Here is a 25527-nt window from a genome sequence, read left to right as displayed (position 1 = left end):
CCTCATTTCAGACCGGAATGCGCCATCGTATCCATAACTTTACTTTGCATAAAGATGAAGATGAGCAAGTTCGGAATAAACATTAGAAGCGCGGCCGCGGCCGCCATACCTTGACCTGCGATATTGTTTTCCATCGCGGTCGTCGTCGTTAGCGTACTCATGTAGAACGCGAACGTCTTCAGCGTTTCTTTACTCATGAAAAGCGAGGACGTCTCCGCATTGTTCCAAGCCAATTGGAAGGCGAGAATCGATACCGTCGCAAGCGCCGGCATAATCATCGGAATAACCAATTTGCGGAACACGTAGTAATCGTTCGCTCCGTCCAGCTGCGCCGCCTCAATGAGCGCATTCGGAATCTGGTCGACGAATTGCTTGACCAGGAAGACGCCGACCGGCAAGGACAGCATCGGCAGAATGTGGCCCAAGAAGTTGTCCGTAAGGCCGAGCTTCTCGATGACCAGGTAACGAGGGATCGTAACAGCCGCCGGAACGAACATCAGTGCGATGATGTTCACTTCGAACACGACTTTTTTCAGCTTGAACTCTTTCTTCGACAGCGCGAAGCCTGTCATCGAACAGAGCACGATGGACAGGAACACGACCGCCCCCGTCACGATAATGCTGTTGAACAAATATTTCGTTTTCGGCACGGCCGCGACGTTGCTGACGCTAAACAGCTGCGCAAAGTTGCTCCATGTCGGATGATTAACGAATAGCTTAGGCGGGTAGAGGAACAGCTCGTCTACCGGCTTTAAAGCCTGCGAGAAGATAAAGATAATCGGCAAAATCATAAATACCGACAGCGAAATCAAAAACGCAAAAAACTTCCATTGCCCGAAACTGAACCGGTCCGGATTGATTTTATTGCTATGAAAAGAAGCCATTCTCGAAGTCACCTTCTCCCAATTCGTGATCCACTGCGGGGTTAGTCGTTTTCACCGAACAAACGCCAGCACAGCTTGGAAAAACCGTAAACAATGATGAGCAATACGACGGAAACCGCTGAAGCGTAGCCCATATCGTAACGCAGGAACCCGTAGTCCTCGATATGGTTGATCATCAGCTGGCCGGCATTTTGCGGCGTCGGGTTCGCGCCCGAAAGCTGTACGCCGATCGCCCCGGCTTGGAACGTACCGACGACGGCCATAACGGCCCCGAACAGCATCTGCGGCTTCATGCTCGGAATCGTAATATACCACACCTCTTGGAGACGGTTACGAATGCCATCGATATAGCCTGCTTCATACATCTCGCCGTTAATGTTGAGAATACCGGCAAGCATCGCCAGGAAGCCGACGCCCATACTGTTCCAGAGCGATACGGTAACCATGATCGGCATCAGATAGTGCGGCGACTGAGTCCATTGAATCGGTTCGTTTATGATGGACAGGCTCATCAAGAAGTTGTTCAAATAGCCCGATGCGTTACCGCTGAAAATAACGAGCCAAACGACCGCCATTGCCACGGCGGCTGTCAGTGAAGGCGAGTAAATCGCCAAAGCAAGCACCGTCCGCGATCTGCGCGGAATTTGCGCCAATAGCCAGGCAAGCCAGAAGGATAGCAAGTATCCTCCCGGTCCGACCAGTAGCGCGAACTTAAGCGTATTCGGAAGCACGTACATCATAAAGGCGTTGTCCTGCGTAATCAGGTTTACATAGTTGGACAGGCCGATAAACTTCGGCGTCTGGATCGAGTTGAAATCCGTAAACGACAGGTAGATGGCAGACACGACCGGTACGACGACGAGCAGCGTAAAAATAATGAGAAACGGACTGATAAACGCATAAGCGCTCAGTTCATTTTTTATGGCTTTCACTGTTGCCGGCTTCATTTCTGTTCACCTTCTTTGGCCATTTCAGACATCTTCGGCATGATCGGCACTGTGAGCGGTTTCGTCACTTTCCCGTTCTTCATATAGCCGAAATCCGTAAGCTGCTTCTTAATTTCGCGATTGCCGTTAATGACGGCGTCTTCCATCGCGCGGCGGGCATTGAAGCCATCGAAGACGACTTTGTTCCATGCGTCGCTGATTTCACGCTCAACCATGTAGTCACCGAAGAAACGCGGAATATCCCACAGCCACTTCCATTGTTCTTGAATGACTTCGATATCTTCCTTCGGCCAGGACAATTGGTTGAACGCGGCAAGGTTTGCCGTATTCCATTTATACGTAGGACCATAAATGGCTTCCAGGTCGTTACCGAAACGAACCTGAGCCTCTTCAGATGTCCACCATTCAATGAATTTCCACGTATCATCCTTCTTCTTGCTGCTGTTGAACATAATTGCGGTTGCGCCTGTTCCCGGAGCTGTCCGGTTAACGACGCCATCCTTGCCTTTTACGCCCGGGTAAGGGGCGATTTTCCACCAGCCGGCAAGCTCGGGAGCAGCGGCTGTCAATTGAATGTACGTACCGGCATCGGCGATACCGATCGGCAAGCTTCCGTCGCGGAACTGGTTGTAGAAGCTCGGCACTTGCAGCGGTACGCTGTAAACCGTAAACATGTCGGTCATTTGCTTCAGTCCGGCGAGCGCCTCGTCCTGGTCGATCGCAGTACGAGTGCCGTCGTCCGTGTACAGCTTGCCGCCATGCTGGTAAATGAACGGAATGGTATTGTTATATGGCTTAAAGCCGCCTGTTGCCGAGAGCGGAAGATAGAAGTTCATCCCGAAGCGCTGAAGCTCCGGCAAAATTTGCTTCACTTCTTCCATCGTATCCGGCACGGGAATGTTAAGCGCGTCCAGAATGTCCTTCCGGTAGAACAATACCCAGAAGCTTTGCGTTTCCGGCAAAGCGTAAACCTTGTCGTTGAAAGTGACCGGAACCAGCGCCCCCGGGGAGAACCGTTTCTTCACATCGTCGTACCCTTGGAACTGGTTCATGTCCGCAAGCGCTCCACGCGCCGCCAGACGGAACGGGATATAGTTGCTGACGCCAAGCGCGGCGTCAGGCGCATTGCCCGCGGCGCTGGCAAGCACGAGCTTACCTTCGTCCGGCATAATGGAAAGCGTTACTTTAATGCCTGTTTTCTTCGTGAATTCCGAGTTAACCAACTGCTGCATCTGCATGACGTTCTGACGCGAGCGGTTAACCCAAATTTGCAAGGATTCCTTATCGTCGGCGGTTACTTGCGAGTAATCCGTCGAGAAGGATTTGAAGAATGCAGTAATGCTGTTCCAGAACGATTTGAAAAAGCTAGACTTCTCGCTCGGCAGTTTGCTGTCCGAGTATACGAAGAACCGGTCAAGCTGAAGCGGCTGATTCGGCAGCTTCGCGTTAATGACGCCGAGCGTTTGCAGTACGGAGCCGGAACCTTCCGACAACCTGTTAAATTGATACGGGATTTTTTCCGGTTCTTTAGCCAGATTATCCAGCGTTTCTGCTGCTACAAGGAAGTTGCTCGCTTGGTCCGGGTTTCTCCCCGCCAATGCTTTGAGCTCATCGTACTGTTTGCGAATCGTATCGGCGAAGCCTTCAAGCTTCTTCGGCAAATCAGGCATTTGGGAGGTGATGTCCCAGTCGCGGTTCACGTCCATCGTATTGCCTGTCGCCATCTTGATTTCCAGCGCCAATGTGTTGATATCCCACATAACGTTACGGATCGTTTGCACGACTCCGCCGTAAGGAGCGGCGTCGGAAATCAGTGAAATTTCATGCTCGCCTTCCTCAAGCGCGAACATATACGGATTGCCGTCTTTATCCGTCAATACTTCATTGCGCCATTCATTGGAATAAGGGAACGCGTACTCATTTGCTTCTTTAAATGGCACTTTACCATCTATCATCAAAGTTCGATAAACAGGCATGCTCGTCTTCGCGTTTTGCTTATACTTAAAGGCCAGTTGGTAGGAGCCTGCCTTATCGACTTTCACTTTCCATGTCGCACGTTGTCCGGGAATTTGCCACGATTGCTCGTTTTCTTCGGGATTTCCGCTCGTAGCAACCGTTTCTCCGCCGAGCGTATTCAGCGTTACTTTGCCGTCACGGTGAGGAATGACGTTCGCATCGCCGCTGGCAATCGCGCGGATGGATGGCTCGGATTTCGATTGTGGATGCTCAGCTTCCACAACGATCAACGTTTCGTCCGCTTTAGGCAAACGATGGTCTTTCTCATACTGTTCATACGAGGGCAGCATAGCAGGCGGGCTGATGACAATTTTGCCGATGAGCGCCGATTCCCGCAAATTAGTTAATTTAATGCTGTTTAGACCTTGCTTCAAATGAAACCTCAACGGTTCCGCAGAAAAATAACTTGCATCCATTAATGAAGCGGTTTGCCATTGCTTGATTTGCTTTTGCGTGGCAGGCGTTTCATTGCCAAGCGCATCTCGATCGAATTTCTCGTTCTCGTCCTTCCACAATTTAGGAAGCACCACACGTCTTGCTTCGAAGAACGGGTACTTGCCGTTTACTTCGATCGCGCGTTCAACCGGGATAATTTTATCCGAGGTCGAGTAGTAATCGATCCGAATTTGATACAGGCCCTCTTGCGGAGCCGTTACTTTCAATTCAATGGACGGTATATCGTCGCCCCAAGAAAACACAGGCTCGTCATAGCCATTCGAATCCGTCGTCAGCGCGGTTTGCCCGGCCGATGTTACGAACTGATCTGGATGAATCACAATGTCGCTTGACTTTGCGTCTTTAATGCCTTGGTCATTCCAGCCCTTCAAAATATCGCGGTAGGAATCTTCAACGACCCTCTTGACCGGAGAATCCTCTTCCTCATCGGCCGCTTGACCGTTTCCGCCGTCCTCTGTCGTGCCGCCGCCGGACGAAATGCCTCCCTTATCGCCGCCGAACAGTCCACCCAAAATATCATCATTGTCCGACTTCTCTTTGTCAGGCGCCGCATTCCCTTCGGCAGCCGCAACGGAGTGACCTCCGAAAGCAGCAGGGACTACTGCGGAAGCCAAAAGAGATAGTACTGTCATCATCGCTAACAATGGTTTGAACTTCATGATTTCACCCCAGTAGAACAACTTTTCCTCCCCATGGGAATGGGGAGGAAAAATTGTGATTACTTGCAATTATTTTGTTGCTTCGTTGATTTTTTCCATCGCTTCGTTATAGTACTTCATCGATTGCTCTTGAAGCTCAGCAGCAACGTCTTCAGGTCTTGCTTCGCCTTTTTGGAACTTCTCGTTGTACTTGTCTTTTACTTTCGAAGTGAAGTCCGCAAAGCCAGGTTGATATTTGAATGTTTCAAGTACGCCGTTCGGAATCGCTTTAACGATTTCTTTAATACCAGGCGTTACGAATTTTTGATTCAACCATGCATCCCATACTGCCGGATCGTTGACAAGCGGCATGGATGCAAGCGGCGCTTCGTCTTTAATGCGGTTCAACCAGCCGTCTTTGGAGTAAGTCATCCACTTCAGGAACTCAACTGCTTCTTTCTTGTGCTGCGAGCTCTTCGTTACGCCGGCGTAGTCTGTTACCAGACCTGCTTTTTGACCGTTTACGCCCGGAACAGGCAGAACGTCCCAGTTGAATTTCAGGTTGTCTTTGTACCAGCCCAAGCTCCAAGTTGCGTCGAACACCATGCCGACTTTACCGATGTTGAAGCCGCTGATGTCTTTGCCGTACCATTTGTCTCTTTGCTCTTTCGTATAGCTTTGCAGGGACGATTTGTCCTTCATGCCGAAGTTGTTCGCCCAGTTAATAGCTTCAGCCCATGCTGGATCCGTGTAGTTGTACTTCGTTCCATCCCATGTCGATGCGCCAAGGGAAGGGTTGAAGTTAGGGATCAGCACGTCGCCCATGCCTGCTGCGCCGTCGATGCCGAATTGCTGCTCATTGAAGTTCGTCAGTTTCTTGGAGATTTCTTCCAATTCGGACAGCGTCCAGTTTGGACCTGGAATCGGGATGTTCGCTTTTGCAAACAAATCTTTGTTGATGACGATTACCCACGAGAAGAGACCATGTGGCAATGCGAATTGTTTGCCGTTATATTTACCTGTGTCGCTCAGATTGCCGTAGATTTTGTCCGAGCTGAAGTCAGGATCTTGCTCTAAGTAAGGTGTCAAATCTTCCAACCAGCCGCTGCCTACTGCGAGCGGCACGTTGAACAGCCACGTTACGTCCGGAAGCTTGTTAGCCGCCGCTGCCGCCGCCAGCTTCTCGTCCCAAGGCCAGTCCATCGATTTGTCGATTTCGACTTTAATGTTCGGGTGAGCCGCTTCAAACGCTTTGATACGCTTCATCTCTGCGCCGTTATCCGCTTTATCGCCCCAAGTTGCATACTTGATCGTAACGACTTCATCCGTTTTTGCAGGCTCTTCCGCAGCCGGCTCATTAGTCGTAGTATTAGTGCCTGTATTTGCTTCGTTCGTTGTAGTTGCGTTGCCAGTGTTAGTTTCCGCTGTGTTGTTGGCATTGTTGCCGCCGCCGCAAGCAGCCAGCGCAGTCGATAAAGCCAGAACCATCATAAGCGACATACTCTTTTTCATTTTCATTCGACTTGTCCCCCAGCTCATGAATTTGTTGTAAAACCTCAAGTAGCACAACCAGCCAAAAATCGCCGCTTCAGTTGAATGTTAGCCTAGCCCTCGCCTCCCTTCATGGAGTATGGACGTTTCATCTTGATCGTCGTTCTGTTGTTTGAAGCCGCATGACTGGCGAATGACCAGTTGCGTCGGAAGCATAATGGAATTCTCATCCTTCTGCACATTGAACACCAGCTGCGTTGCAATCGCTCCCATTTCATATTTAGAATGGCCGATCGTCGTAAGCGTTGGCCTGACGAACGGTCCAAGACTAATGTTGTCAAAGCCGACTACTGCGATATCCTCCGGCACTCGGACGCCGCCTTCGCGCAAAGCGCGTATGGCGCCGATCGCCATCTCGTCATTCGCTGCGAATATCGCATCCGGCAGCCGGTTGCCTGCCAACATGACCTTTACCGCTTGATACCCGCCTGCTTCGAGGTACCGTCCCTGCATGCTGATTTTCGCCGGGACCGGCAGGTTGTGTTCCTTTAGTGCCCGCTTATATCCCTCATACCGTTTGGAGTTATCGTAAGCGGCAAGCGGTCCGCTCAAAAATTCTATCTTGCGGCGCCCGAGCTTGATGAGATGCTTGACGGCGTCGTATGCGCCCTGCTCATTCATGATAAGCACGCTGTGCACGTAATCCGCCTTCAGCTCCCTGTCGAGCACGACGATCGGAAACGATTCCGCCGCAACCTGGAGAATCAAGCTATCCGGAATGGCTGAGCCCATGATGATGGCGCCATCTACGAATTTCTCTCGCAGGAAACGGTTCGCGGAACTGTTCTCGCCGCCGTATGTACTGCAAACAATCAAATTGTAATCATGGGAGGCAACGACCTCTTGTACACCTTCTATGACTTGACTGTAGAAAGGACCGCCCAAATCGTTCAAGAAAAGACCGATCGTTTCGCTCTTGCGTTTCTTCAAGTTCCGTGCCGCGCCGCTTGGCCTATAACTGAGCGCTTCTGCAGCCTTTACCACTTTTCTGCGCGTCTCCTCGCTGATCTTAGGAGAGTTATTCAGCGCGTAAGAAACGGTTGATACGGCAACTCCGGCCATCTTAGCAACATCTTTGATCGTAGCAGCCATCATCAATCCACCTTATTTGCTTTTGAAACGTTTCAAAAATATGGTGCACATTTCCCGCGTTTGAAACGCTTTCATCATTGCTTGACGTATCTTTTCCAGTTATAATCTTGCTGTAGATGATCCCTTAGCTGACTTCGTGATATCTGCAATAGAAACGTTTCACAAACACATAATAGCATAAACATTTCTAGGTGAAAAGGCTTTCATCACGGAAAATATCATTTTTTTATTTTTTCTTTGTATTGTGCATATTTTGTCGAATGACCGAAATAGTGAAACGATTCTATAAAAACAGCAAAAAACCCCGTGTTTACGGGGTTTTTTTGATTCCGCTATGCTATGATTTCGAAGCTGCCTTCCAAGCCTTCGGCGCTGCTCGGGCCGATCCACACTTTGAATTTGCCCGGCTCGACGACGAATTGTTGCGCTTGGTTAATGAAACCGAGCTGTTCTTCGGACAAAGTAAACGACACGGTCGCACTCTCGCCGGCCTTCAGCGAAATTCGGCTGAAGCCCTTAAGCTCCTTCACCGGTCTCGTTACGCTTGCCGCTTCGTCGCAAATGTACAGCTGTACGATTTCCACGCCGTCGCGATCGCCGGTATTCGTCACCTTCGCGGAGACGCTGACCGATTGTCCGAATTTAATCTCGGCCTGCTCGATCTGAAGCTCATCGTAGCCGAAGCTCGTATAGGTCAGACCGTGGCCGAACGGATAGAGCGGCGCAATATCGCTGTCGGCGTAACGGCGCATATGCGGTCGACCGGTTTTCTTCGCGTTGTAATAGATCGGTACCTGTCCCGTATGACGAGGGAACGTAACCGTCAGCTTTCCGCTCGGGCTCGCTTCGCCGAACAGGATGTCCGCGATTGCCGGACCCGCCTGGATGCCGAGCTGCCAGCCATTCACGATCGCCGGTATATGCGCATCCGCCCACTCCAGCGTTAGCGGCCGGCCATTAACGACAGCCAGTACCACCGGAACGCCGGTCGCATGGATCGCTTCAAGCAGTCGCTGCTGCGCTGCCGGCAGCTCAAGCGACACGCGGCTGTTGTTCTCGCCGCTCATGTCCGCGGTTTCGCCCAGCACGAGCACCGCGACTTCGCTTGCTTTCGCCGCTTCAACCGCTTTCTCTAACGCTTCGGCCGTTCCGTCATGCACGCCGGAGCCTGGCGCATAAACAACCTCGGCTTGACGCTCATGAGCAAGCGACTGGATGCCCGCCAATACCGAAACGGTATCCTCCGGTCTGCCTTGTCCGCGCCAGCAGCCAAGCTGCGCCTCGCCATTATCCGCGAGCGGACCGATGACAGCCAGCTTCTTCAGGCCTTGACGGAGCGGCAGCGTGCCGTTCTCATTTTTCAGGAGCACGATCGATTGACGCGCCATTTCGCGCGCCGACGCAACGTGCTCTTCATGCAGCATGAACTCGCCAGCCAGCTTGTTGTCTACGTACGGATGCTTGAACAGACCAAGCGCATGCTTTACGCGCAGGATCCGGCGCACCGCATCGTCGATGACTTCAAGCTTGACGTCGCCTTTATCGATCAGGTTGGCGAGGTGCTCGTGGAAAATCAGGGAGTGCATGTCCATATGCATGCCCGCGTTCGCCGCAAGCTTGCCTGCCTGTTCGCGGTCCGCCGCGAAACCGTGCTGAACGAGCTCGTCGACCGACTCCCAGTCGCTGACGACGACGCCGTTAAAGCCCCACTCGCCCTGCAGCACGTCCTTGAGCAGCCAGCCGTTGCCTGAAGCCGGCACGCCGTTAATTTCGTTGAACGCCGCCATAATCGTGCCTGCTCCGGCGTCGAGCGCCGCTTGAAACGGAGGAAAATACGTTTCGCGCATGCGCGTCTCCGATACGTCGACCGTGTTGTAGTCGCGACCGCCTTCGGCAAGGCCATATGCGGCAAAATGCTTCGGACACGCCATAATGTGCGGACGGTCCGTCCAATCGTTGCGCTGAATCCCTCTTACGCGGGCAGCGGCAACCGCGGAGCCGAGGAACGTATCTTCCCCGGCGCCTTCGGCAATCCGTCCCCATCTGGCATCTCGCGCTATGTCGACCATTGGCGCAAGAATCCAGTTGATGCCGTCCGAAGAAGCTTCGCGCGCCGCGATGGCGGCCGTTTCCTCCAGCAGCTCCAGATTCCAGCTGCTCGATTCCGCCAGCGGAATCGGGAACGTCGACCGGTAGCCGTGGATGACGTCATCCGCAAACAGCAGCGGAATGCCGAGTCTGGACTCCTCAACCGCAATTCGCTGCAGCTCGTTGACCGTATCCGCGCCCCGAACGCCCAGGATGGAGCCGACCATGCCCTCTTCGATCAGCTCGCCGTCGGACTCTTCGTCGAAGGTGCCAAGCTGCGTCAGCTGGCCGATCTTTTCCTGCAGCGTCATTTGCGCAAGCAGCGCTTCTACTGCGGATTCCGTTTCCGCATCCAGTTTGAACGGTTTTTTCGCTTGTTTGCTATCCATCGTAAAGCCGCCTTTCTATCCGAGTTCCTAGATGAATGCTGAGTCGACCGAAGGTCTACTCAAACCAATCATCTTAGATGCAGGTCTTCAAGAATGCAATGGAAGTCGCCGTAGCCTCCGCCAGCGTGCCCTTGGCGCCCGTGCCTTCTTCATGCAACAGCTCGAATGTAAGCCAGCCTTCATAGCCGATATCGGATGCCGCTTGCATCACTTGCTTCATGTCGATTTCGCCGACCGTCAAATCTTCGCTCGGCACGCGGCCGAATTGGTTACGGAAGTGGAACGCGTAAATCCGGTCCGGATAGATGCGCAGCATTTCCACAGGATCCAAGCCGGCGACATGCGCCCAGCCAGTGTCGACGCAGAGGCCGACTTCTTTGCTTGCATATTCGATGACGGCGCGCAAGTCGCCATCCGCGTTATGTTTATCCGATGCGTGGTTGTGCAGGCTCACTTTCAAGCCAAGACCGCTGACGGCAGCCGCGATGCGGGACAGATTGTCGCCGATGAGCTTGAATTCTTCTTCCGTCTTCGGCTGCGGCTCATTCCAGCCGCCCTTCGGGTCGGCGTTGATGACCAGATCAGTACCGCCGGCTTCCGCTACTCGCTTCGCTACTGGAACGACCGTTTCTTCGATGTTCAGCGTCTCGAATGGCTCATGCAGCTGCAGGCCGACATAGGCGCCGGAGATGGCCAAGCCATGCTTTTTCGCAAGCTCCAGCATGTCCGGCGTCGGGTCGAGCTCGACCGCATTCATGCCGGCTTCGGCAACGGCGCGAAGGATTTCGTCGAGGTTCGGATCTTGGCTGTTTTTCCAGTATTCAACCTGATAGCCGTAAAGGCCGGTGGAGAACCCTTTGCTCTTGATCATGCTTATTTCCTCCTAAGCACGACGGGTTGCTCGTTCTTCGCGCTTTCATAGATCGAATCCAGGACGGAGAAGTTGAATACGGCTTGCTCGTTCACGATAGCCGGGGACTCTTGGCCCTTCACTTTCTTGTAGAAGAAGTGAACCGGGTGATCCATGTAGCCGATCGGACCAGGGTAAGCGATCGTTTGCTCTTTCGTAATAACTTCACCATTTTTATCGGATTTAACCAATACTTGATCGGTTTCAAAATACGGCGACCACTTCACGGCGCCCTTCGTGCCTTCAATCTCAACGGTGAAGTACGGCTCGCCGTGCGTGCAGGACGCGCGCTCGTATTGAACCCAAACCGATTTGCCGTTTGCTTGCTGGTATTTCAGCATAGCGCCGACAGCGCCTTCGATGTCGTAAACAACATCCGTCGGGTCGATTTCCGTTTCCGGCTTCGCTGTCCAAGCAGCGGCAACCTCAATGCTTTCAGGCTGAAGCAGATCGTTCAGAATGGTGAAGTCGTACGGCCCCCAGTCCATCACGATACCGCCTGCCGCCTTGGATTTATCCAGGAACCAACGGCTTTGCGGCTGCCACTCCACGCCAGGACGGCCGCGTTGCCCGCGGAATACGAACGAGATTTTGTACACTTCGCCAAGGTCGCCGGAGTTCAAAATGCTCTTCACTTCTTCGGTCTTCGGCACGTCTAGGAAACGAACGCTGCAGCAGCCGAGCAAACGGTTATTCGCTTTTGCGATTTCAAGAAGCGCTTCCGCTTCTTCGCGGTTCATGACAAGCGGCTTCTCGCAAAGCGTGTGGCGCCCGGATTCCAGTCCCAACTTGGACAATGGGAAGTGCGTGAACGGAGGCGTGCCGACGATGACGATGTCATCTTCCTTCGGCTCTTCGCTCAGCATTTCTTTAGCGTCCGTGAACGTAATGGCATTCGGAAAAAGCTCCGCGAACGCGGCAAGCGCCGCCGGGTTCGGATCCGCTACTTTAATGACGATGTCTTGCTCGCCTTCGATTTTGTTAATCGCTTCTGCGTGCGTGCGGTTGATGACACCTGCACCGATCAAATAAAATCTCATATCAATAATCTCCTCTCTTATTCCCAAGGCATGGCTGCTGGTTGGCCAATGCGGAAGTTACGGTAAATTTCTTGTTCTTTCTTCGACAGCTTGTCATATGTCTCGCGCGGGATCGGCGTATGGCAGCTGCTGTTGTACCAGTGCCGGTTGAAGATCATCGCCAGGTTCGTACGGCGGTAGTCCGAACGGTTCGGCGTGCCGCGGTGCCACATGCGGATGTCGCGGATGACGATGGAGCCTGCTTGCATGAATACTTTCTCCGACAGCATGCCTTCCGCAGCGCGTACGATATGCAGGTTCGGGTTGATGCTGCCGTCAAGCGTATCGTGGTTCGCGTTGTCCGGGTTCAAGTGCGTGCCGCCCGGCCAAACTTCAAGCGGACCGTTCTCTTCGTTCACGTCAACCAGCGGAATGTTCAAGACAAGGCTGAACGGCGGCAGCGGAACAGTCAGTTCCGGGAACAGCGGCATAATGTCGCAGTGTACCGCTTGGTAATCCGAACCTGGCATCGGCGTATCCGAAGCGAAGTACGAGCAGTGGAAGCCATTGCCAAGCACTTTGCCGATAACCTGCATCGCGATCGGATGAGCAATAACTTCGCTGTCGTTGAAAGGCTCCATGAACGGGAGGAACATTTGCGCGCGGTTCGTACCTGTGTTGTAGCCGCGCTTCTCGATAAACTCATCAAAGACCGGGTCGAATGCGTCGCGAATCGTTTTGATTTTCTCGTCGCTAAGCACTTTCTCGAAAACGATATAGCCGTTTACGCGAACTTGCTCGGCCGCAAGCTCCAGCATTTCCGGGCTAAGCTGGCCGCTGGCCAATTCTTGCTCGGTCAATTTGATTTTCATGATTCAATCGACTCCTTTGGTAGTCATATTATCAATGGCGGTTAGCCAACGATTCCGATGAGGCAAATGCCGCCTACGATCATTGCGGCGCTTGCGATCCGTTTCCAGCCTTGCCGTTCCTTCAGCAGCCAAACGCCTAGAAGCGCGGCGAATACCGTCCCGATTTCGCGGATCGGTGCCAGATGCGAGACGGGCGCCATATCCATGGCAAACAGAAACAGCAAATATGAGGATGGCGCGAATAATGCCGCTAGGGCTATGAATTTCCAGTTGACCGCAAATTCAGCCCTCACCAGTTTCCACCTGAACAGCGTGGGCAAAAAAACGAGCACGAAGCCGAAATTACCGATTTGCAGCAGCGAAAGCGGCGATATGTACTTCAGCGCCATTTTGTCCACGATGGTGTAGCCGGTAATACACAAGCCGACGAGGAACGCGAACAGCACCGGCTTCAAGGATAACGGCTCCGCTTTCGAGCGCGGCTTCCAGCCGCTTAGCAAGAAAATTCCCGCAACGATGCCGGCGATTCCGAGCCAGCCCCAAACCGTGAGCGACTCCCCTAAAAACAGAACGCCGACAATTGGAGTAAACGTAACGCCGGTTCCCCGCATGATCGGATAAACCTGGGACAAATCGCCGAACTTGTACGCTCTTGCAAGCAGCAGGCCATTAATACCCTCGATTAGCATCGACAACGCGAAGAGCAGATATGCGGCAGCAGGCAGACGTTTCGCCGACAGCTCCATCAGCAGATGCGGCGTGAGCGGAATCGAGGCTATCGCAATCATCGAGCCGAGAAACACGTTCTTGTCGCCGCTTCGCTTCGTGAAGAAGCCGCAAATCGCATTAATCATGCCGGAGGCGATGACAAGCAAGATCGAGAACAGCAGCATTTCATTGGCGTTCATAGACACGATCCCCTCTGCTTAATCTTTAATATACATGTTTTTTACGAGAAGTGAAACGTTTCGATAAGCACAAAATGCGAATCCCCTGCCGGATCCGTTCACGAGATCGTCAAAAAGTCCCGCTGAAGTATCCATGAGGAAGCTTACTTCATGTTTCGAAGAATTGGCAACTTAAAAATAAAAGAGACCCCGGAGGGTCTCTTCTTCGCGATTGGGACTAATAAGTGCTAAATGCTCGGCATGACATTTCCGCCGCATACCGGGATATAGGCGCCGGTAATGAAGCCGGCCAGATCGGAAGCCAGAAACGCGACTGTATTCGCGATGTCCTGGTCGGTTCCGCGACGCTTCAAAGCGACGCTCTTTTCGTAGCCCTCGTTGCGCTCGGTTCCGTTTGCGCGGTCGATATCCGAAATCGTCCAGCCCGGAGCGACCTGATTGACCGTTATTTGATGCTTGCCGATTTCCTTGGCGAGCACGCGGTAAACGCCGTCCATGCCCCGTTTGCCGGAGACATACGCGGATTGGGATTCGAAATTTTGCATCGAGCACTCGGTGTTGATTCCGATGAAGCGGCCCGCCTTCTTCTCGATCATCGCCGGGGCGAACGCTTTGGCCAGGTACACGCTTTGCATGACGCACGATTCGAATTGGCTGCGGTAGTCCTCCGGCGATTGTTCCAGGACAGACGTCCAATCGTATTGAATGACGGCGTTGGCGACAACGATATCGACATCGCCGAGCGCTGAGGTTACCGTGTCTTTCATGGCGAGCACGGAGGCTTGGTTCGTGATGTCGGCCTTCACGATGACCGCGCGTCTGCCGGTTGCCGTAATTTCCGCTTGCAGCTCCGACGCTTTAGCCTCGTTGCTGTTGTAGTGAATAGCGACGTCCGCTCCGCAAGCGGCGAGCGTGCGGGCCATGACCCGGCCCAGCTCGCCCGTTGCGCCGGTGACGAGTGCGATGCGTCCCGTTAAATTTAGTGCGATCATGATAGCTCCTCCTCTTCTTCCGGCAGCGTTTGAGCCGCCGCGTCGATTAAGCTGTCGAACAAATCATCGTCCTGCTCGATCGCCGCTTCGACTTGATTGATTTCTTCTTCAGATCCCGGATCCTTGGCAAAGCGCAGACTGTAATCCCACGTCGTGCCGCGGATGCTGTTCAACTGCAGCGTCACCTCGTACGGGTGCTTGTGGCCTTCCGCATCGAATTGGACAATGCCGCGGTAGCCGTTCTCTTTGTCATGCGTCATGGCTGCATGAGTGATCGTAATGTTCATCGTCTAGTTAACCTCCAAAAAATGGTGGACCTACTTATTATATCACGCCTGTCCCGAAAAACGTAAAAAACGGACGGTACGGGCCGTCCGTTTCGTTTGCTGATTACAGATCCCCCGCTGTCGGCTGGGCTAATAACGAATTGAATAGCGCTTATTCGGCTGAAATCGGCGATATTTTGCGGCTAACGTACTCCAGCGGCATTCTTGGGCAAAAATCAGGTGATTTGCTTGCGAAACCCGGTGAATAACGCTACGATACGTTGCGATTTCTCCTGTCCTACAAGCTCCGTCCCGAAAGCAGCGGCTCCGGCTGCTCCGTCCATGGCCCACCGTAAGTTGGCTGGTTGACATAACGGTTCATGCCTAATTCCAGTCGGATCGAAGCGCCAGGGGCAAGCTCGACCTGAAGCCATTTGCTGCCTACCGCCACGATCTCCGGGCCGTCATCTCCTCCTAGCACTTCAGCTGTCGCAATCTCGTGTTCCCCGAAAGTACCTCCTTGGATAATGACGGTGTGAGACTCGAGCAACGAAGTGTTCACAAGCTGCAGCGTGGCGGCGGTGTCGCTGAGCTGCTCGACAAGCGCTGCCGTATGCTGCGGAAGCCCGACCTGCTTGCGGTCCGCATCGAAGTAGCGGAACCTGCCGTGCTGGAAGCCGCCGTGCGAAATATGCATCGGCGCGCCGAGCGTCAGCTGCACAAGGCTTTCCATGTAGACCGGGCACAGCTCCTGCCAAATATGAATGCTGGAGAAGTCATCGTCATTGTAGTTCGCCGACCACTGCGCAGGATCTCCCATCGGCGAATCCATCCGGTCAAGCTGCTTCGCAATGAGCTTGAAATTCGCATCCAGGATCCGGTCCGGGTAGTCGGGCAGCTCGCCCGTCATATACCGGAACCACGGCTCCGTATTGCTGATAAAATGCTTCGTGTCCCGACCCGTCAACGCATCCTTGCCGGACACGTTCGGAATGACCACTTCATCCCAGTTATAGCTCTTCGGAATGCGGTTGATCCTCTCCAAGTCTTCGGCCGCCATCGATACGGTCCACAGATAGATCGGGTACCTGGCGCTCGCCTCGCGATAATCGGTCCAGCCCGCGTCGAAGCGCTTGTAAGGAACGACCGTTTTATCGCCTTCCTGCTTGCTAAGCGACCAATTCAAGTCCAGCTGCTGCCGTGCGAGGCCGAGCTTCTCCCGATCGCCGGAAAGCAGCACCGCATTCATGGCCGCATTCACGATCGGCTCGATGACGGTCGCGAAGCCATGCGGCCACCGGTAGCCGTAATAGCCGCCCCACCATTTGCCTTCGTTGTATTCGCCGATCACGTCATTCAGTCCGACATTGTCGGGAATGAAACCGCCGTTGCGCTCGGCCCGTTCGCACCATGCGGCCAAATAATCCAGCACCCACTGCTTGTATTTGTCGTCAGCCGTGTGCAGGAACGCATTCGCCACCAGACCGGTCGCATTCAAATTGAGCGGCACATCGCCGCGGTTCATCCGCTCATTCATCATGTCAATCAAACGGGCATATACGGTGTCGTTGCTCCAAGGGCATTTGCGCGATGCGAATTCGACGCCTGGGATATCCTCATAGGGGGCCAGATAATGGTCCAGAATCCCGCGGTGCGTTGACCAGTCCTCGGCCGAAACGGTAAACCGGGGGCCTTTGCTTCCGTTCAGCGGCGATCGAATCAGCTTCTTCTCCTTATCGTAATTCGGTGCCTCGGGATCTTCGCCTATGTACATGTTCGCAAAACGCACGGCGCGCTGCCTGTCTTTCAGCTGGGCAGGACCCGAGAGCCCAAGGAAGTAGACGTAAAGATAGCCTTCGCCATGATGCATCCAGTCGTAATAAGCGTCAAACTCCCGGTGAATTTGGCCGTACTCCGTCCACTGCCACGTAATGCCCTCCCAAATGCGGCGCGATGCCTCGTGCAGGAAGTCATCTCCGCCAAGCGCATGAAGCAGCGCCAGATTCATGAACCCTTCGTACGGATCGTCGGAGCCGTCCATGCCTGGCCAATCGGAGCGCCAAATCAGTGTACCGTCCGGCCTCGTATATTTTGCAATGAACCGTTTGGCAGATTCGTTCAGAAGGTCGAATAATTGCCGCTGCTTGACAGCCCAGCCCGGCGCCGTGCTGCGGCGGGTCGCTTTCAAGCTCGTCAGCGGCTGTTTCGTTTGGGTAGGCGGGAGCGGATTTTCAAACATGAGAAACACATCCTTTGTCCGTTTTCGGTAGCGCTTACAAAATTGTTCCGGCCTGCCAGCCGTGACCGGGCCTAGATCTCCCCGCCACTTTCGATAATAACGTTTAAAATATTTTGCTTCGAGTACGCCAGATGGGCCGTAACGGCCGACTTCGCCGCCGCGAAACGGCGTGCTCGGAGCGCATCGTAGATAGCCAGATGCTGCCGAAAGGCCTGCTTCGCCATGTCCGGCGTCACATGCGGCACCCCTAAATTCAAATACCGATAATTCATGAGCGACTTATAGATCTCCACGTTCTTCGAGTTGCCGCTCATGCGGACAAGCTCCAGATGAAACCTCAGGTCCAGGCTGGATTGCAGCTCCAGATCGACATTGCCGGCTTTCCCGCCGGAAAAGGAATCCGACGCTTGTTGAATAATCTCATCCAGCGCGCCGAATTGCGACGCAAGCTGATCCTCTTCCATGGCACTGAGCCGGTCGATCGTCCAGCAGTCAATCATGAGCCGGCTGTCCATAATGTCATTGACATTGTCCTCGAGCACGGGATTGACGAATGTACCTACCTTGGATACGGTGCGGACAAGCCCTTCCATTTCGAGCCGGTTCAGCGCATCGCGGATCGGCGTCCGGCTGACGCCAAGCTGCTCGGCCAGCTCCGGAATCAACAGCTTCTCGTTTGCGCCGAAATGCCGCGCGAGAATCCGCTCTTTAAGCACCTGATAGGTTTGGTCCCAAACATTGGTGACGATGAGCTTGGATAGCCGCTGCTGCTGGGACGGTCGTTCTTCCGGAACCTTCATGGACCTGGCCTCCTGCGAGTTAATATTGTTGTATGTTGTATACAACAATATCGTATTGAACTCCGCATGGTCCGTCAATCCTTTTCTCTCATTCCGCCGGTTTATCGGCCAAGAGGTGCTTGTGGAGCTCCTCTTTCGCTTCTCCCGCCGGTTTTGCGGCCAAGAGGTGCCCGTGGAGCTCCTCTTTCGATCATTCCGCCGTTTTGAGGCCAAGTGGTGCCCGTGAAGCTCCTCTTTCGCTTCTCCCGCCGGTTTTGCGGCCAAGTGGTGCCCGTGGAGCTCCTCCTTCGATCATTCCGCCGGTTTTGCGGCCATGTGGTGCCCGTGAAGCTCCTCTTTCGCTCCTTCTGCCGGTTTTGCGGCCAAGAGGTGCCCGTGGAGCTCCTCTTTCGATCATTACGCCGGTTTTGCGGCCATGTGGTGCCCGTGAAGCTCCTCTTTCGATCCTCCCGCCGGTTTTGCGGCCAAGTGGTGCCCGTGAAGCTCCTCTTTCGCTCCTTCTGCCGGTTTATCGGCCAAGAGGTGCCCGTAGAGCCCCTCTTTCGATCATTCCGCCGGTTTATCGGCCAAGAGGTGCTTGTAGAGCTCCTCTTTCGATCACTCCGCCGGTTTATCGGCCAAGAGGTGCCCATAGAGCCCCTCTTTCGATCATTCCGCCGGTTTTGCGGCCAAGTGGTGCCCGTGGAGCTCCTCCTTTGATCATTCCGCCGTTTTGCGGCCAAGTGGTGCCCGTGGAGCTCCTCTTTCGCTCCTTCTGCCGGTTTATCGGCCAAGAGGTGTTTGAAGAGCTCCTCTTTCGCTCCTTCTGCCGGTTTATCGGCCAAGAGGCGCCCGTTGAGCTCCTCTTTCGCTCCTCCCGCCGGTTTTGCGGCCAAGTGGTGCCCGTGAAGCTCCTCTTTCGCTTCTCCCGCCGGTTTATCGGCCAAGAGGTGCCCGTAGAGCCCCTCTTTCGATCATTCCGCCGGTTTATCGGCCAAGAGGTGCTTGTGGAGCTCCTCTTTCGCTCCTCCCACCGGTATATCGGCGAAGAGGTGCCCGTGGTCCCGTTCTCATCGCCAACCTAAAAACCCGTCAGAAGAGTCCCTCTCTCCTGACGGGCCGTTCATCGTAACTCGCGCTAACTCGCTGCTGATCTCAAGTCAAGTCAAGTTAAATTCATTTCATTTCCCCGGAAATATATTCGACAAAAATGGTACGGCACGCATGTCGAATCGGAAGTGCTCAATCGACTTATGCTTCTTCGCTCTCTTCTTGCCCAAGAACGTCAAACTCAGCTTAATCAAGTTATTCTCGCTGCTGGTTTTACGCGGCTCCTGCTGGTTAAGAGCATCCAATAAAATAAGATCTAAGCCGGTAATGCCTTCCTCATGAAGCATCGGCCAGCCTATCGTCGACGCTCGAGTCCAACAGACCCGATAATAGGTTGTATTCGAACGCGGGTTTCGTGCAATTTTCCGCATGCAAGAAAAATGCTATAAAATGCTATATATATGAAGGAATTAGTTCAAGGCAGGCTTCTCATCCAGATGCAGCATCAGTCGCAGCACCTCATCAAGCGATTCCTTCGTGAACACTTGCTTCCAATCCGGTTTGAATATCTTGTCATACCCGTAGCCAATCGCGATCTTCGCCGCATCGGAGAACGGATTGACATTATTGAAGGCGATAGCAAGCGGGATTTGGATATGACCCAGCATAAACGACCTCGCCGCTGCTTCCGGTACGCCCATGCGGATCACCTCTTCCATTGCTTCTTTCATAATGCACGCTGCCGCAGCCGCTACGACTTCGGCTGCCGCCGGCTCGAGCAGCGCCATCTGCTCGACCGTAATCCGGTGGCATTGGACAACCGGAGCGAACATGCGGATGCAGATTTGCTCCGCCAGCGCGAACCGCTCCTCGTCGCCCTGCTGCAGCGCGATGACGATATCCTGCTTCGCCGCAATGCCGCCGAACATGTCTTTGCGAGCTTCTGGCGTCTCCTGCTCCTCGAACAGAGCCGGATGGCAAGGATGCGTCACGACAAACGTGCAATCCTCGCGCAGCTTCACCTGGCCTGCGTAGGCAGCGGCCGGGTCAAGCAAAATCACGGTTGCGCCGGGCTGCAGCTGCGGCACGATCTTCTCGCTCAGCGGGCCGATGACGGCATCCGGTACGGCTAGAATGACAAAATCGGCAGCGGCTAACGCCTCTTCGTTCGGAGAAATGGATAGTCCCCGCTGGGCGATCCGGGCTTTGCCGTTCTCCGCATGCTCGCACAGCAACAGCCGATAATCCGTCTTAATCAGGTTGTCCGTAATCCGGCAGCCCATTTTCCCGCCCGCACCGATAATAGCAATCGTTACTTCATTCGGTTGAATTGCCATAACACCTGCACCTCGATCTCATAGATTAGTAGCTATAACCAGCATAACGGAATGGCCCGCAGCATTTCAATACAAAATGTATACAATATATATATATATTTATTGCCGCTGCTTAAAATTCCTGTTATTCTAAGCTCACTACTGCTAAGGGGGATGGTATGCATGAGACTCGGACTTAGCTCCTTCACTTTCACGTGGGCTATCGGCATTCCCGGTTACGAACGTCCGGCAGATCCGCTTACGCATGAAGGGCTCGTGAAATTGACCCGCAGCTGCGGGCTTGACCTCGTTCAAATCGCCGACAATTTGCCGCTTCATCGGCTCCATGAAGAAGAGCTTCTAGGCCTAAAGCAAATCGCCGATGAACAGCGGGTTTCCATTGAAGTAGGGACGCGGGGAACGGAGCCTGAGCTACTTATTGCCTACCTTGAAATCGCCCAAACTCTGCACTCGCCGATTGTGCGGACCATCATTACGACGCCGGATCTGGCAGAAGCGGAGCGGCAGATCCGCCAGGTGCTTCCTGCATTCGAAGAAGCGGATATCACGCTGGCGATTGAAAATCATGGCTTGCATACCACACGGCAGCTGGTACAATTGTTTGAGAGCTTAAACCACTCCCATGTCGGCTGCTGCCTGGACACGGTGAACTCTTTCGGCGCGCTGGAGAGTCCCGATGTTGTCATTCAGCGGCTTGTCCCCTATCTTGCAAATTTGCATATCAAGGATTTCGAGATCAAACGCGTCGATCATCAGCTGGGCTTTACGATTCTGGGGGCGCCGGCTGGCGCAGGGCGGCTCGACTATGAGCTCCTGAGGGAATCGATCGCCGCGAACGGGAAGTCGGACGCCTCGGCAATTCTTGAGCTGTGGACACCGTTCACGGAAACGGTGGAACGGACAGCAGAGCTGGAGAGAAGCTGGATGGAGCAGAGCGTCGCCTATTTGAAATCCATTCATTTTATAGAAGAAAAGGATAATGGCCATGGCATCAGTAACGTTGAAGGAGAAAGCGTATGAGCAGCTGCGCGCTTATATATTAGAAGGAACGATCATCTCCAACGAGCAGTTGACGGAGAAATATTTGGTGGAGCTGCTGCAGATGAGCCGCACGCCGATCCGTTCCGCGTTGGAGAAGCTTGCGGCTGAAGGCTTGCTCAACATCGCTCCGAACAAAGGGCTCAGTCTGCCGGAACTATCGCTGCAGCGTGTGGCGGATTTCTTCGATTTTCGCATCGCGCTGGAGGGACATATCGTTCGGAAGCTGAGCGGCCGCAAGCTGCCTCCGGATGAAATCGCATGGTTCCGTGCCAATCTGCAAATTCAAGAACAGACGGCCGCGCAGCACGATTATTTGAAGTTTACGCATGCTGACTCTGAGTATCACCGGCGTCTCGCCCTTGTCTATGACAATACGGAGATGGTCCAAATGATGGACAATTTGCAGGACCGGCTGTTTCAGATCGCACTGAAGGTGCTTCGTAAGGATACGAACCGGATCGAGAATTCGTACCGCGATCACTTGGAGATTTTTGAGCTCATTCTTGCGGGCGATGCTGAGGAAGCAAGCCGGCGCATGGTGGAGCATCTGGAGTACGGCGCACGGATATTGGTGTTGTAAGATAAGGCTGTCTTTCGGGTCGCGCTCCGCGGCTCCGGGGGCAGCCTTTCTCGCGCCTACCGGACATGCGCCAATACGGGCCGGCTGAACCCTACATATCATAGACCAGCAGTATGGATCGGAGGAGGCGGAACATCGGGATGGCTTGCTGGATCGGGAAAGTCATTATTATTCGCAACAATGGCACCATTCTGTTCGGCAACGCCGATATTCTGCCGATCATCGGAGATGATGACGAGGCCGAGCAGGAAGCGGAAGAAGAAATCGACGGCGAAGACGTCGTTGTCGATGAACCGGTGTCCGCCAATCGGAAGAAAAGAAAGAAGAATGGCGCCAAGCCGAAATCAAAGAAGCGCTGACATCGTAACGGACATCAGCGCAGGCAAGCTCTCTAGTATAGGACAAGCCTCAAATTCCGGTGCCTATAGCTCATCCGAAGCGCACCCCAATCTCATCTGCGATGGAACGGATATAGCTAGCGGCCTGCCGGTACTCCTCCTCGCTGTCCAGATGCTCCAGCATGAGCGGCACATCGCGGTCCAGCTTCGCCAGCTGGCGCAAATACTGCGCATAATCCAGCTTGCCAAGTCCCGGACGCGTTTCATCCAAGTGAACAACCATGGATGAGCCAAGCACGATATCTTTGGCATGACAGCTTCGAATATAAGGGCCGAGCTTAGCGAAGCATTCCTCGATGAGCGCTCCGTTCCTGTAGAAGAGCTGCGGACTCGTCACAATATTGACCGGATCTAGATGGACAGCGAAAGCCTTGCGGTCAATCGCGCGAATGAGCTGGAGATAGCTATCGACGGTGTCCGGATACATCCAAGGCATCATTTCCAGCGTATAGCGGGTGCGTTCCGGCTTCACATGATCGATAATGTCGCGCACGGTTTCGACGATCATCTCAAAGGTATCTTTCGTCAAATTAGCCGGATCGTGACCGTCCCACTGCTCGCCCCGCGAGCCGGCGATATTCACGCAGCACAGCGCCCCGGCAAGCTCCGCCGTTTCCAGCTTCTTCTTGCAGTAGCGAATCGCCTGCTCCCTAACCTCTGAATCCCGGCTAAGCGGATTGCTCCACGCGCCGACCTCGGCTATGAGAAGGTCAGCGCCGGCGGCAGCGCGAACATAGTCTTCGATATGCGACGAAGCCTCAATATCCGGAAAATAAGCGGCCGTATAGCCGCGCTCAGCGTGCGCCGCGACCCATCTCTGCGGATCCGGCGTTTCACTAGCGATGATCGGACCTCCGAGCCTCATGCGGATTCATTCCCTTCTGCATTTTTTACCTGAAGCATCTATTTCTTTCACGCAAAGCGAATTCCTTCCCTCGTCCCGCAGAAAATGAAAAAAAGCAGCAGGGACAGGCCCGCCGGCCTGTTCCCGCTGCTGTCATCCGTCGCAGCCATGCTTAATTCATGGTCGCAACTTCGATAATCACCATCTGGTGGCCATCGAGCCGTTCGAGCGAATAGGTTAGCTTGCCGTCCTGCTGGGCAAACGGGATTTCCGTCCGCTGCGGAGCCAGATAAACCGCCGTCGCTTCTTCCTTCAATTGAAGCGTCACCTTCGTATCGTACACCGGCAATATATCCTCGATGACTTCAATGCCGTTACCGCGCTTCACCGGCGAAGCGTATAGCAGATGGTTGATATAACGGCCTTCCGCCGGCTGCTTCTGCAGCGTCACAATGCCTTGTGCCGGAAGCGAGGTTTCAAGCGTTTTGCCGCTGCCGAGCAGCCGGTTCAAGGCGTGGAGCACCGTCTCCTTCAACATCAAGCTGCCCTTCGTGCCGTAATCCTCGAACACGTTCCATGCGATATAGATGCCGTCCGGTCCTTCCGCCATGCCAGGTCCGCCGTCTTGGCGCGAGCTTGGCGTATGCTGATGAGAACAGAACGTGAAGACATCCCGGTTAAAATAAGGATCTTCCCGTCTTCCCAGCGCTGTCCCGCCTTGCAGGCCGATCCGCTGGCCCTTGCCGTAACAGATGAATGCGGCGCCGCCAAGGCTGTTCAGCTCGAAACCCGGCCGGAAATAATCCGGCTGGTAAGGGTTTTCGCCCAGCCATTCCACGCCGAAATCAAGGCCAAAGCCGCTTCCGTCCTTCATCAAGCCGGACCGTCCGGAAGCCAGCACCTTGCCGCCGCCTGCGATATAGCTTTTCAAGCTAGCGGCCAGCGCGTCCCCAAGCAGCACCTCGTCCGGCAATATAATCACTTTATAACGGGAGAAATCGGCTTCTAAATCGATCACGTCAAACAGGATCTTGCCTTCCAGCAATATCCGAACGGCCCCGGCATCGGAATGGCCCGTGAAATCGGCCTGGCCTGTCGTATTATGCACGCCTGCCGCCTCGAGCGACAGAAGCGCCACATCGGAAACGCCAACCGCACCCGCGCACCAAGGCTCCTTCTCTTCCACTTCGCGGTAAGCTTGCCCGATCAGCTCATAGGTGGCTTCGTCCATCAAGCCGTCCGGATGAAGCTGGTCGCCGATGGAGCAGCGCGCGCCGTTTGCGATGCTGAGCGCAGTCTCGTACCGCAGCGCATTCGGATGTTTGTAACCGCCGAACTCTCCCCATGAAGTATGGAATTTGCCGGTCATGCCGAGAAACGGCAATCCAAGCGTCTGGGAATAACGGGCCGACAGCGGAAAATGGTCATATCCCCACCCGCCCGTAGGCAGCGATTCCAGCTCCAGATGCGTGTTCATCTGCGCCAAGTCTCGCCGGCCGCGGCGGATATGGCCGCCGTTGTGGAAGATCGGCATGTCCGGTTTAATGCCGTGGATCAGCTCTTTCACCGCCCTGCCGTAATGGGCGTAGGTCCGCTCGCCAAGCGCCAGCACATCCTTTTCGCTCCGCGGATCCTTTCCTTCGCTGCGAAGCGCGGCTACGCAGTATTGGCAGTAGCATTGACGGACGCCTACGATATCGAGAAAGATGCCGTCCGCATCGTAATTGCGCACGACCTCCTCGATTTGCTTCAGCAGCACGCCTAGATACGGAGTATTCATGCAAAACTCATGATAGCCGGGCTGCATGAAGTTTTTCGCCCAGCTTGTACGCTCCTCCTTATCCCGATACAGCCATTCCGGATGGCGCCTAGCCAGCTTCTCGTCAAGGCCGGCCGAAATATAGACCGGCGTCTTTACGCCGATTTCATGCGCAGCATCAATCATCGCGCCAAGCAGGTCAAAATCGAGGCCAGGATGCTGCTCGTTTGCCTCCGAAGGATGGTAGGCCCAGCCGTGATGGCATTTCGAGAAGACCGTAACGGAATCGACATGCCCCTTGCGGAGCATCGCTTGAAATTGTTCCTTGGAGAACCGGCTGCCGATGCCGGGAATTGCTTCCGACGTATGAAAATCTAGATGGACCTGTCTGAACCGCATACGTTTCCTCCTATTTTCAACATTCATCTCCTACACTATTACATAGGAATTGCGCATGCGGATAGAGATCGAA

Annotated in this window: 22 protein-coding genes; 4 read left to right on the top strand and 18 right to left on the bottom strand. The window is 54.1% G+C overall.

Annotated elements, in window-relative coordinates:
• Positions 1-2 precede the first annotated feature (2 nt).
• From DL346_RS03745 to DL346_RS03680, 14 genes are all read right to left on the bottom strand, one after another.
• Positions 3-884: a carbohydrate ABC transporter permease gene (locus DL346_RS03745; RefSeq protein ID WP_112880725.1), complete on the bottom strand. Its 882-nt coding sequence runs from the start codon at positions 882-884 to the stop codon at positions 3-5.
• 41 nt (positions 885-925) lie between these two features.
• Positions 926-1831, bottom strand: a complete 906-nt coding sequence (locus tag DL346_RS03740; protein WP_112880724.1) for a carbohydrate ABC transporter permease — start codon at positions 1829-1831, stop codon at positions 926-928.
• Positions 1828-4962 carry an extracellular solute-binding protein gene (locus DL346_RS03735; RefSeq protein WP_133257480.1) on the bottom strand — a complete coding sequence of 1045 codons (3135 nt, stop codon included), beginning with the start codon at positions 4960-4962 and terminating at the stop codon, positions 1828-1830. The genes DL346_RS03740 and DL346_RS03735 overlap by 4 nt, the downstream gene beginning before the upstream one ends.
• A gap of 69 nt (positions 4963-5031) precedes the next feature.
• Positions 5032-6459: an ABC transporter substrate-binding protein gene (locus DL346_RS03730; RefSeq protein ID WP_165822363.1), complete on the bottom strand. Its 1428-nt coding sequence runs from the start codon at positions 6457-6459 to the stop codon at positions 5032-5034.
• 81 nt (positions 6460-6540) lie between these two features.
• A complete protein-coding gene (locus tag DL346_RS03725) occupies positions 6541-7584 on the bottom strand; it encodes a LacI family DNA-binding transcriptional regulator (protein WP_112880721.1) in 1044 nt (347 codons plus the stop codon).
• A gap of 332 nt (positions 7585-7916) precedes the next feature.
• The gene (gene bglX / locus DL346_RS03720) at positions 7917-10061 is read right to left on the bottom strand and encodes a beta-glucosidase BglX (RefSeq protein WP_112880720.1); all 2145 of its coding nucleotides are present in this window, start codon (positions 10059-10061) and stop codon (positions 7917-7919) included.
• A gap of 73 nt (positions 10062-10134) precedes the next feature.
• Positions 10135-10932, bottom strand: a complete 798-nt coding sequence (locus tag DL346_RS03715; protein ID WP_112880719.1) for a sugar phosphate isomerase/epimerase family protein — start codon at positions 10930-10932, stop codon at positions 10135-10137.
• A 2-nt stretch (positions 10933-10934) separates the two neighbouring features.
• Positions 10935-12011, bottom strand: coding sequence for a Gfo/Idh/MocA family protein (locus DL346_RS03710; RefSeq protein ID WP_112880718.1), 1077 nt, complete (start codon positions 12009-12011; stop codon positions 10935-10937).
• Positions 12012-12028: 17 nt separating this feature from the next.
• Positions 12029-12862: a phytanoyl-CoA dioxygenase family protein gene (locus DL346_RS03705; protein WP_112880717.1), complete on the bottom strand. Its 834-nt coding sequence runs from the start codon at positions 12860-12862 to the stop codon at positions 12029-12031.
• Positions 12863-12903: 41 nt separating this feature from the next.
• Complete coding sequence (locus DL346_RS03700) at positions 12904-13770, bottom strand: DMT family transporter (protein WP_112880716.1); 867 nt, start codon at positions 13768-13770, stop codon at positions 12904-12906.
• Between the two features lie 227 nt (positions 13771-13997).
• Positions 13998-14759 (bottom strand): SDR family NAD(P)-dependent oxidoreductase, encoded by a 762-nt coding sequence (locus tag DL346_RS03695; protein ID WP_112881764.1) that lies wholly within the window; start codon positions 14757-14759, stop codon positions 13998-14000.
• Positions 14759-15049, bottom strand: a complete 291-nt coding sequence (locus DL346_RS03690) for a hypothetical protein (RefSeq protein WP_112880715.1) — start codon at positions 15047-15049, stop codon at positions 14759-14761. The genes DL346_RS03695 and DL346_RS03690 overlap by 1 nt, the downstream gene beginning before the upstream one ends.
• A gap of 277 nt (positions 15050-15326) precedes the next feature.
• Positions 15327-17267: a DUF8034 domain-containing protein gene (locus DL346_RS03685; RefSeq protein ID WP_112880714.1), complete on the bottom strand. Its 1941-nt coding sequence runs from the start codon at positions 17265-17267 to the stop codon at positions 15327-15329.
• Positions 17268-17338: 71 nt separating this feature from the next.
• Positions 17339-18067, bottom strand: coding sequence for a GntR family transcriptional regulator (locus tag DL346_RS03680; protein WP_112880713.1), 729 nt, complete (start codon positions 18065-18067; stop codon positions 17339-17341).
• A 695-nt stretch (positions 18068-18762) separates the two neighbouring features.
• Here DL346_RS03680 and DL346_RS03670 point away from each other — a divergent pair.
• Positions 18763-19131 carry a hypothetical protein gene (locus DL346_RS03670; protein ID WP_112880711.1) on the top strand — a complete coding sequence of 123 codons (369 nt, stop codon included), beginning with the start codon at positions 18763-18765 and terminating at the stop codon, positions 19129-19131.
• A gap of 96 nt (positions 19132-19227) precedes the next feature.
• Here the strand turns inward: DL346_RS03670 and DL346_RS03665 are convergent, their stop codons facing one another.
• Both DL346_RS03665 and DL346_RS03660 read right to left on the bottom strand, forming a co-directional pair.
• The gene (locus DL346_RS03665; protein WP_133257479.1) at positions 19228-19527 is read right to left on the bottom strand and encodes a hypothetical protein; all 300 of its coding nucleotides are present in this window, start codon (positions 19525-19527) and stop codon (positions 19228-19230) included.
• A gap of 39 nt (positions 19528-19566) precedes the next feature.
• Entirely contained in the window at positions 19567-20433 is an 867-nt protein-coding gene (locus DL346_RS03660; RefSeq protein WP_112880709.1) for a phosphogluconate dehydrogenase C-terminal domain-containing protein, read from the bottom strand.
• Positions 20434-20595: 162 nt separating this feature from the next.
• On the opposite strand from DL346_RS03660, the gene DL346_RS03655 reads away from it, so the two are divergent.
• The 3 genes from DL346_RS03655 (at position 20596) to DL346_RS03645 (ending at position 22413) form a co-directional block, all read left to right on the top strand.
• Positions 20596-21453 (top strand): sugar phosphate isomerase/epimerase family protein, encoded by an 858-nt coding sequence (locus tag DL346_RS03655; RefSeq protein WP_165822362.1) that lies wholly within the window; start codon positions 20596-20598, stop codon positions 21451-21453.
• The gene (locus DL346_RS03650; RefSeq protein WP_112880707.1) at positions 21419-22054 is read left to right on the top strand and encodes a GntR family transcriptional regulator; all 636 of its coding nucleotides are present in this window, start codon (positions 21419-21421) and stop codon (positions 22052-22054) included. Before DL346_RS03655 ends, DL346_RS03650 begins: the two co-directional genes overlap by 35 nt.
• A gap of 140 nt (positions 22055-22194) precedes the next feature.
• Positions 22195-22413 carry a hypothetical protein gene (locus tag DL346_RS03645; protein ID WP_112880706.1) on the top strand — a complete coding sequence of 73 codons (219 nt, stop codon included), beginning with the start codon at positions 22195-22197 and terminating at the stop codon, positions 22411-22413.
• Positions 22414-22483: 70 nt separating this feature from the next.
• Here DL346_RS03645 and DL346_RS03640 read toward each other — a convergent pair whose 3' ends face one another.
• Positions 22484-23317, bottom strand: coding sequence for a sugar phosphate isomerase/epimerase family protein (locus DL346_RS03640; protein WP_112880705.1), 834 nt, complete (start codon positions 23315-23317; stop codon positions 22484-22486).
• A gap of 151 nt (positions 23318-23468) precedes the next feature.
• The gene (locus tag DL346_RS03635) at positions 23469-25454 is read right to left on the bottom strand and encodes a beta-galactosidase trimerization domain-containing protein (protein WP_112880704.1); all 1986 of its coding nucleotides are present in this window, start codon (positions 25452-25454) and stop codon (positions 23469-23471) included.
• Positions 25455-25527: the final 73 nt, after the last annotated feature.

Origin of the sequence: Paenibacillus montanisoli (assembly GCF_003268025.1) — a bacterium.
GTDB classification, from domain to species: domain Bacteria; phylum Bacillota; class Bacilli; order Paenibacillales; family Paenibacillaceae; genus Paenibacillus_Z; species Paenibacillus_Z montanisoli.
Note: the sequence above shows the minus strand (reverse complement) of the source record. Positions and strands in the feature narration are given on the sequence as shown.

What these genes read in the sequence shown, in the direction of transcription:
- DL346_RS03680 (WP_112880713.1), bottom strand. Translation starts at nt 18,067, where the DNA reads ATGAAGGTTCCGGAAGAACGACCGTCCCAGCAGCAGCGGCTATCCAAG.
- DL346_RS03740 (WP_112880724.1), bottom strand. Translation starts at nt 1,831, where the DNA reads ATGAAGCCGGCAACAGTGAAAGCCATAAAAAATGAACTGAGCGCTTAT.
- DL346_RS03705 (WP_112880717.1), bottom strand. Translation starts at nt 12,862, where the DNA reads ATGAAAATCAAATTGACCGAGCAAGAATTGGCCAGCGGCCAGCTTAGC.
- DL346_RS03730 (WP_165822363.1), bottom strand. Translation starts at nt 6,459, where the DNA reads ATGAAAATGAAAAAGAGTATGTCGCTTATGATGGTTCTGGCTTTATCG.
- DL346_RS03715 (WP_112880719.1), bottom strand. Translation starts at nt 10,932, where the DNA reads ATGATCAAGAGCAAAGGGTTCTCCACCGGCCTTTACGGCTATCAGGTT.
- DL346_RS03650 (WP_112880707.1), top strand. Translation starts at nt 21,419, where the DNA reads ATGGCATCAGTAACGTTGAAGGAGAAAGCGTATGAGCAGCTGCGCGCT.
- DL346_RS03710 (WP_112880718.1), bottom strand. Translation starts at nt 12,011, where the DNA reads ATGAGATTTTATTTGATCGGTGCAGGTGTCATCAACCGCACGCACGCA.
- DL346_RS03665 (WP_133257479.1), bottom strand. Translation starts at nt 19,527, where the DNA reads ATGCGGAAAATTGCACGAAACCCGCGTTCGAATACAACCTATTATCGG.
- DL346_RS03645 (WP_112880706.1), top strand. Translation starts at nt 22,195, where the DNA reads ATGGCTTGCTGGATCGGGAAAGTCATTATTATTCGCAACAATGGCACC.
- DL346_RS03635 (WP_112880704.1), bottom strand. Translation starts at nt 25,454, where the DNA reads ATGCGGTTCAGACAGGTCCATCTAGATTTTCATACGTCGGAAGCAATT.
- DL346_RS03725 (WP_112880721.1), bottom strand. Translation starts at nt 7,584, where the DNA reads ATGGCTGCTACGATCAAAGATGTTGCTAAGATGGCCGGAGTTGCCGTA.
- DL346_RS03685 (WP_112880714.1), bottom strand. Translation starts at nt 17,267, where the DNA reads ATGTTTGAAAATCCGCTCCCGCCTACCCAAACGAAACAGCCGCTGACG.
- DL346_RS03690 (WP_112880715.1), bottom strand. Translation starts at nt 15,049, where the DNA reads ATGAACATTACGATCACTCATGCAGCCATGACGCATGACAAAGAGAAC.
- DL346_RS03735 (WP_133257480.1), bottom strand. Translation starts at nt 4,962, where the DNA reads ATGAAGTTCAAACCATTGTTAGCGATGATGACAGTACTATCTCTTTTG.
- DL346_RS03640 (WP_112880705.1), bottom strand. Translation starts at nt 23,317, where the DNA reads ATGAGGCTCGGAGGTCCGATCATCGCTAGTGAAACGCCGGATCCGCAG.
- DL346_RS03745 (WP_112880725.1), bottom strand. Translation starts at nt 884, where the DNA reads ATGGCTTCTTTTCATAGCAATAAAATCAATCCGGACCGGTTCAGTTTC.
- DL346_RS03655 (WP_165822362.1), top strand. Translation starts at nt 20,596, where the DNA reads ATGAGACTCGGACTTAGCTCCTTCACTTTCACGTGGGCTATCGGCATT.
- DL346_RS03700 (WP_112880716.1), bottom strand. Translation starts at nt 13,770, where the DNA reads ATGAACGCCAATGAAATGCTGCTGTTCTCGATCTTGCTTGTCATCGCC.
- DL346_RS03660 (WP_112880709.1), bottom strand. Translation starts at nt 20,433, where the DNA reads ATGGCAATTCAACCGAATGAAGTAACGATTGCTATTATCGGTGCGGGC.
- bglX (WP_112880720.1), bottom strand. Translation starts at nt 10,061, where the DNA reads ATGGATAGCAAACAAGCGAAAAAACCGTTCAAACTGGATGCGGAAACG.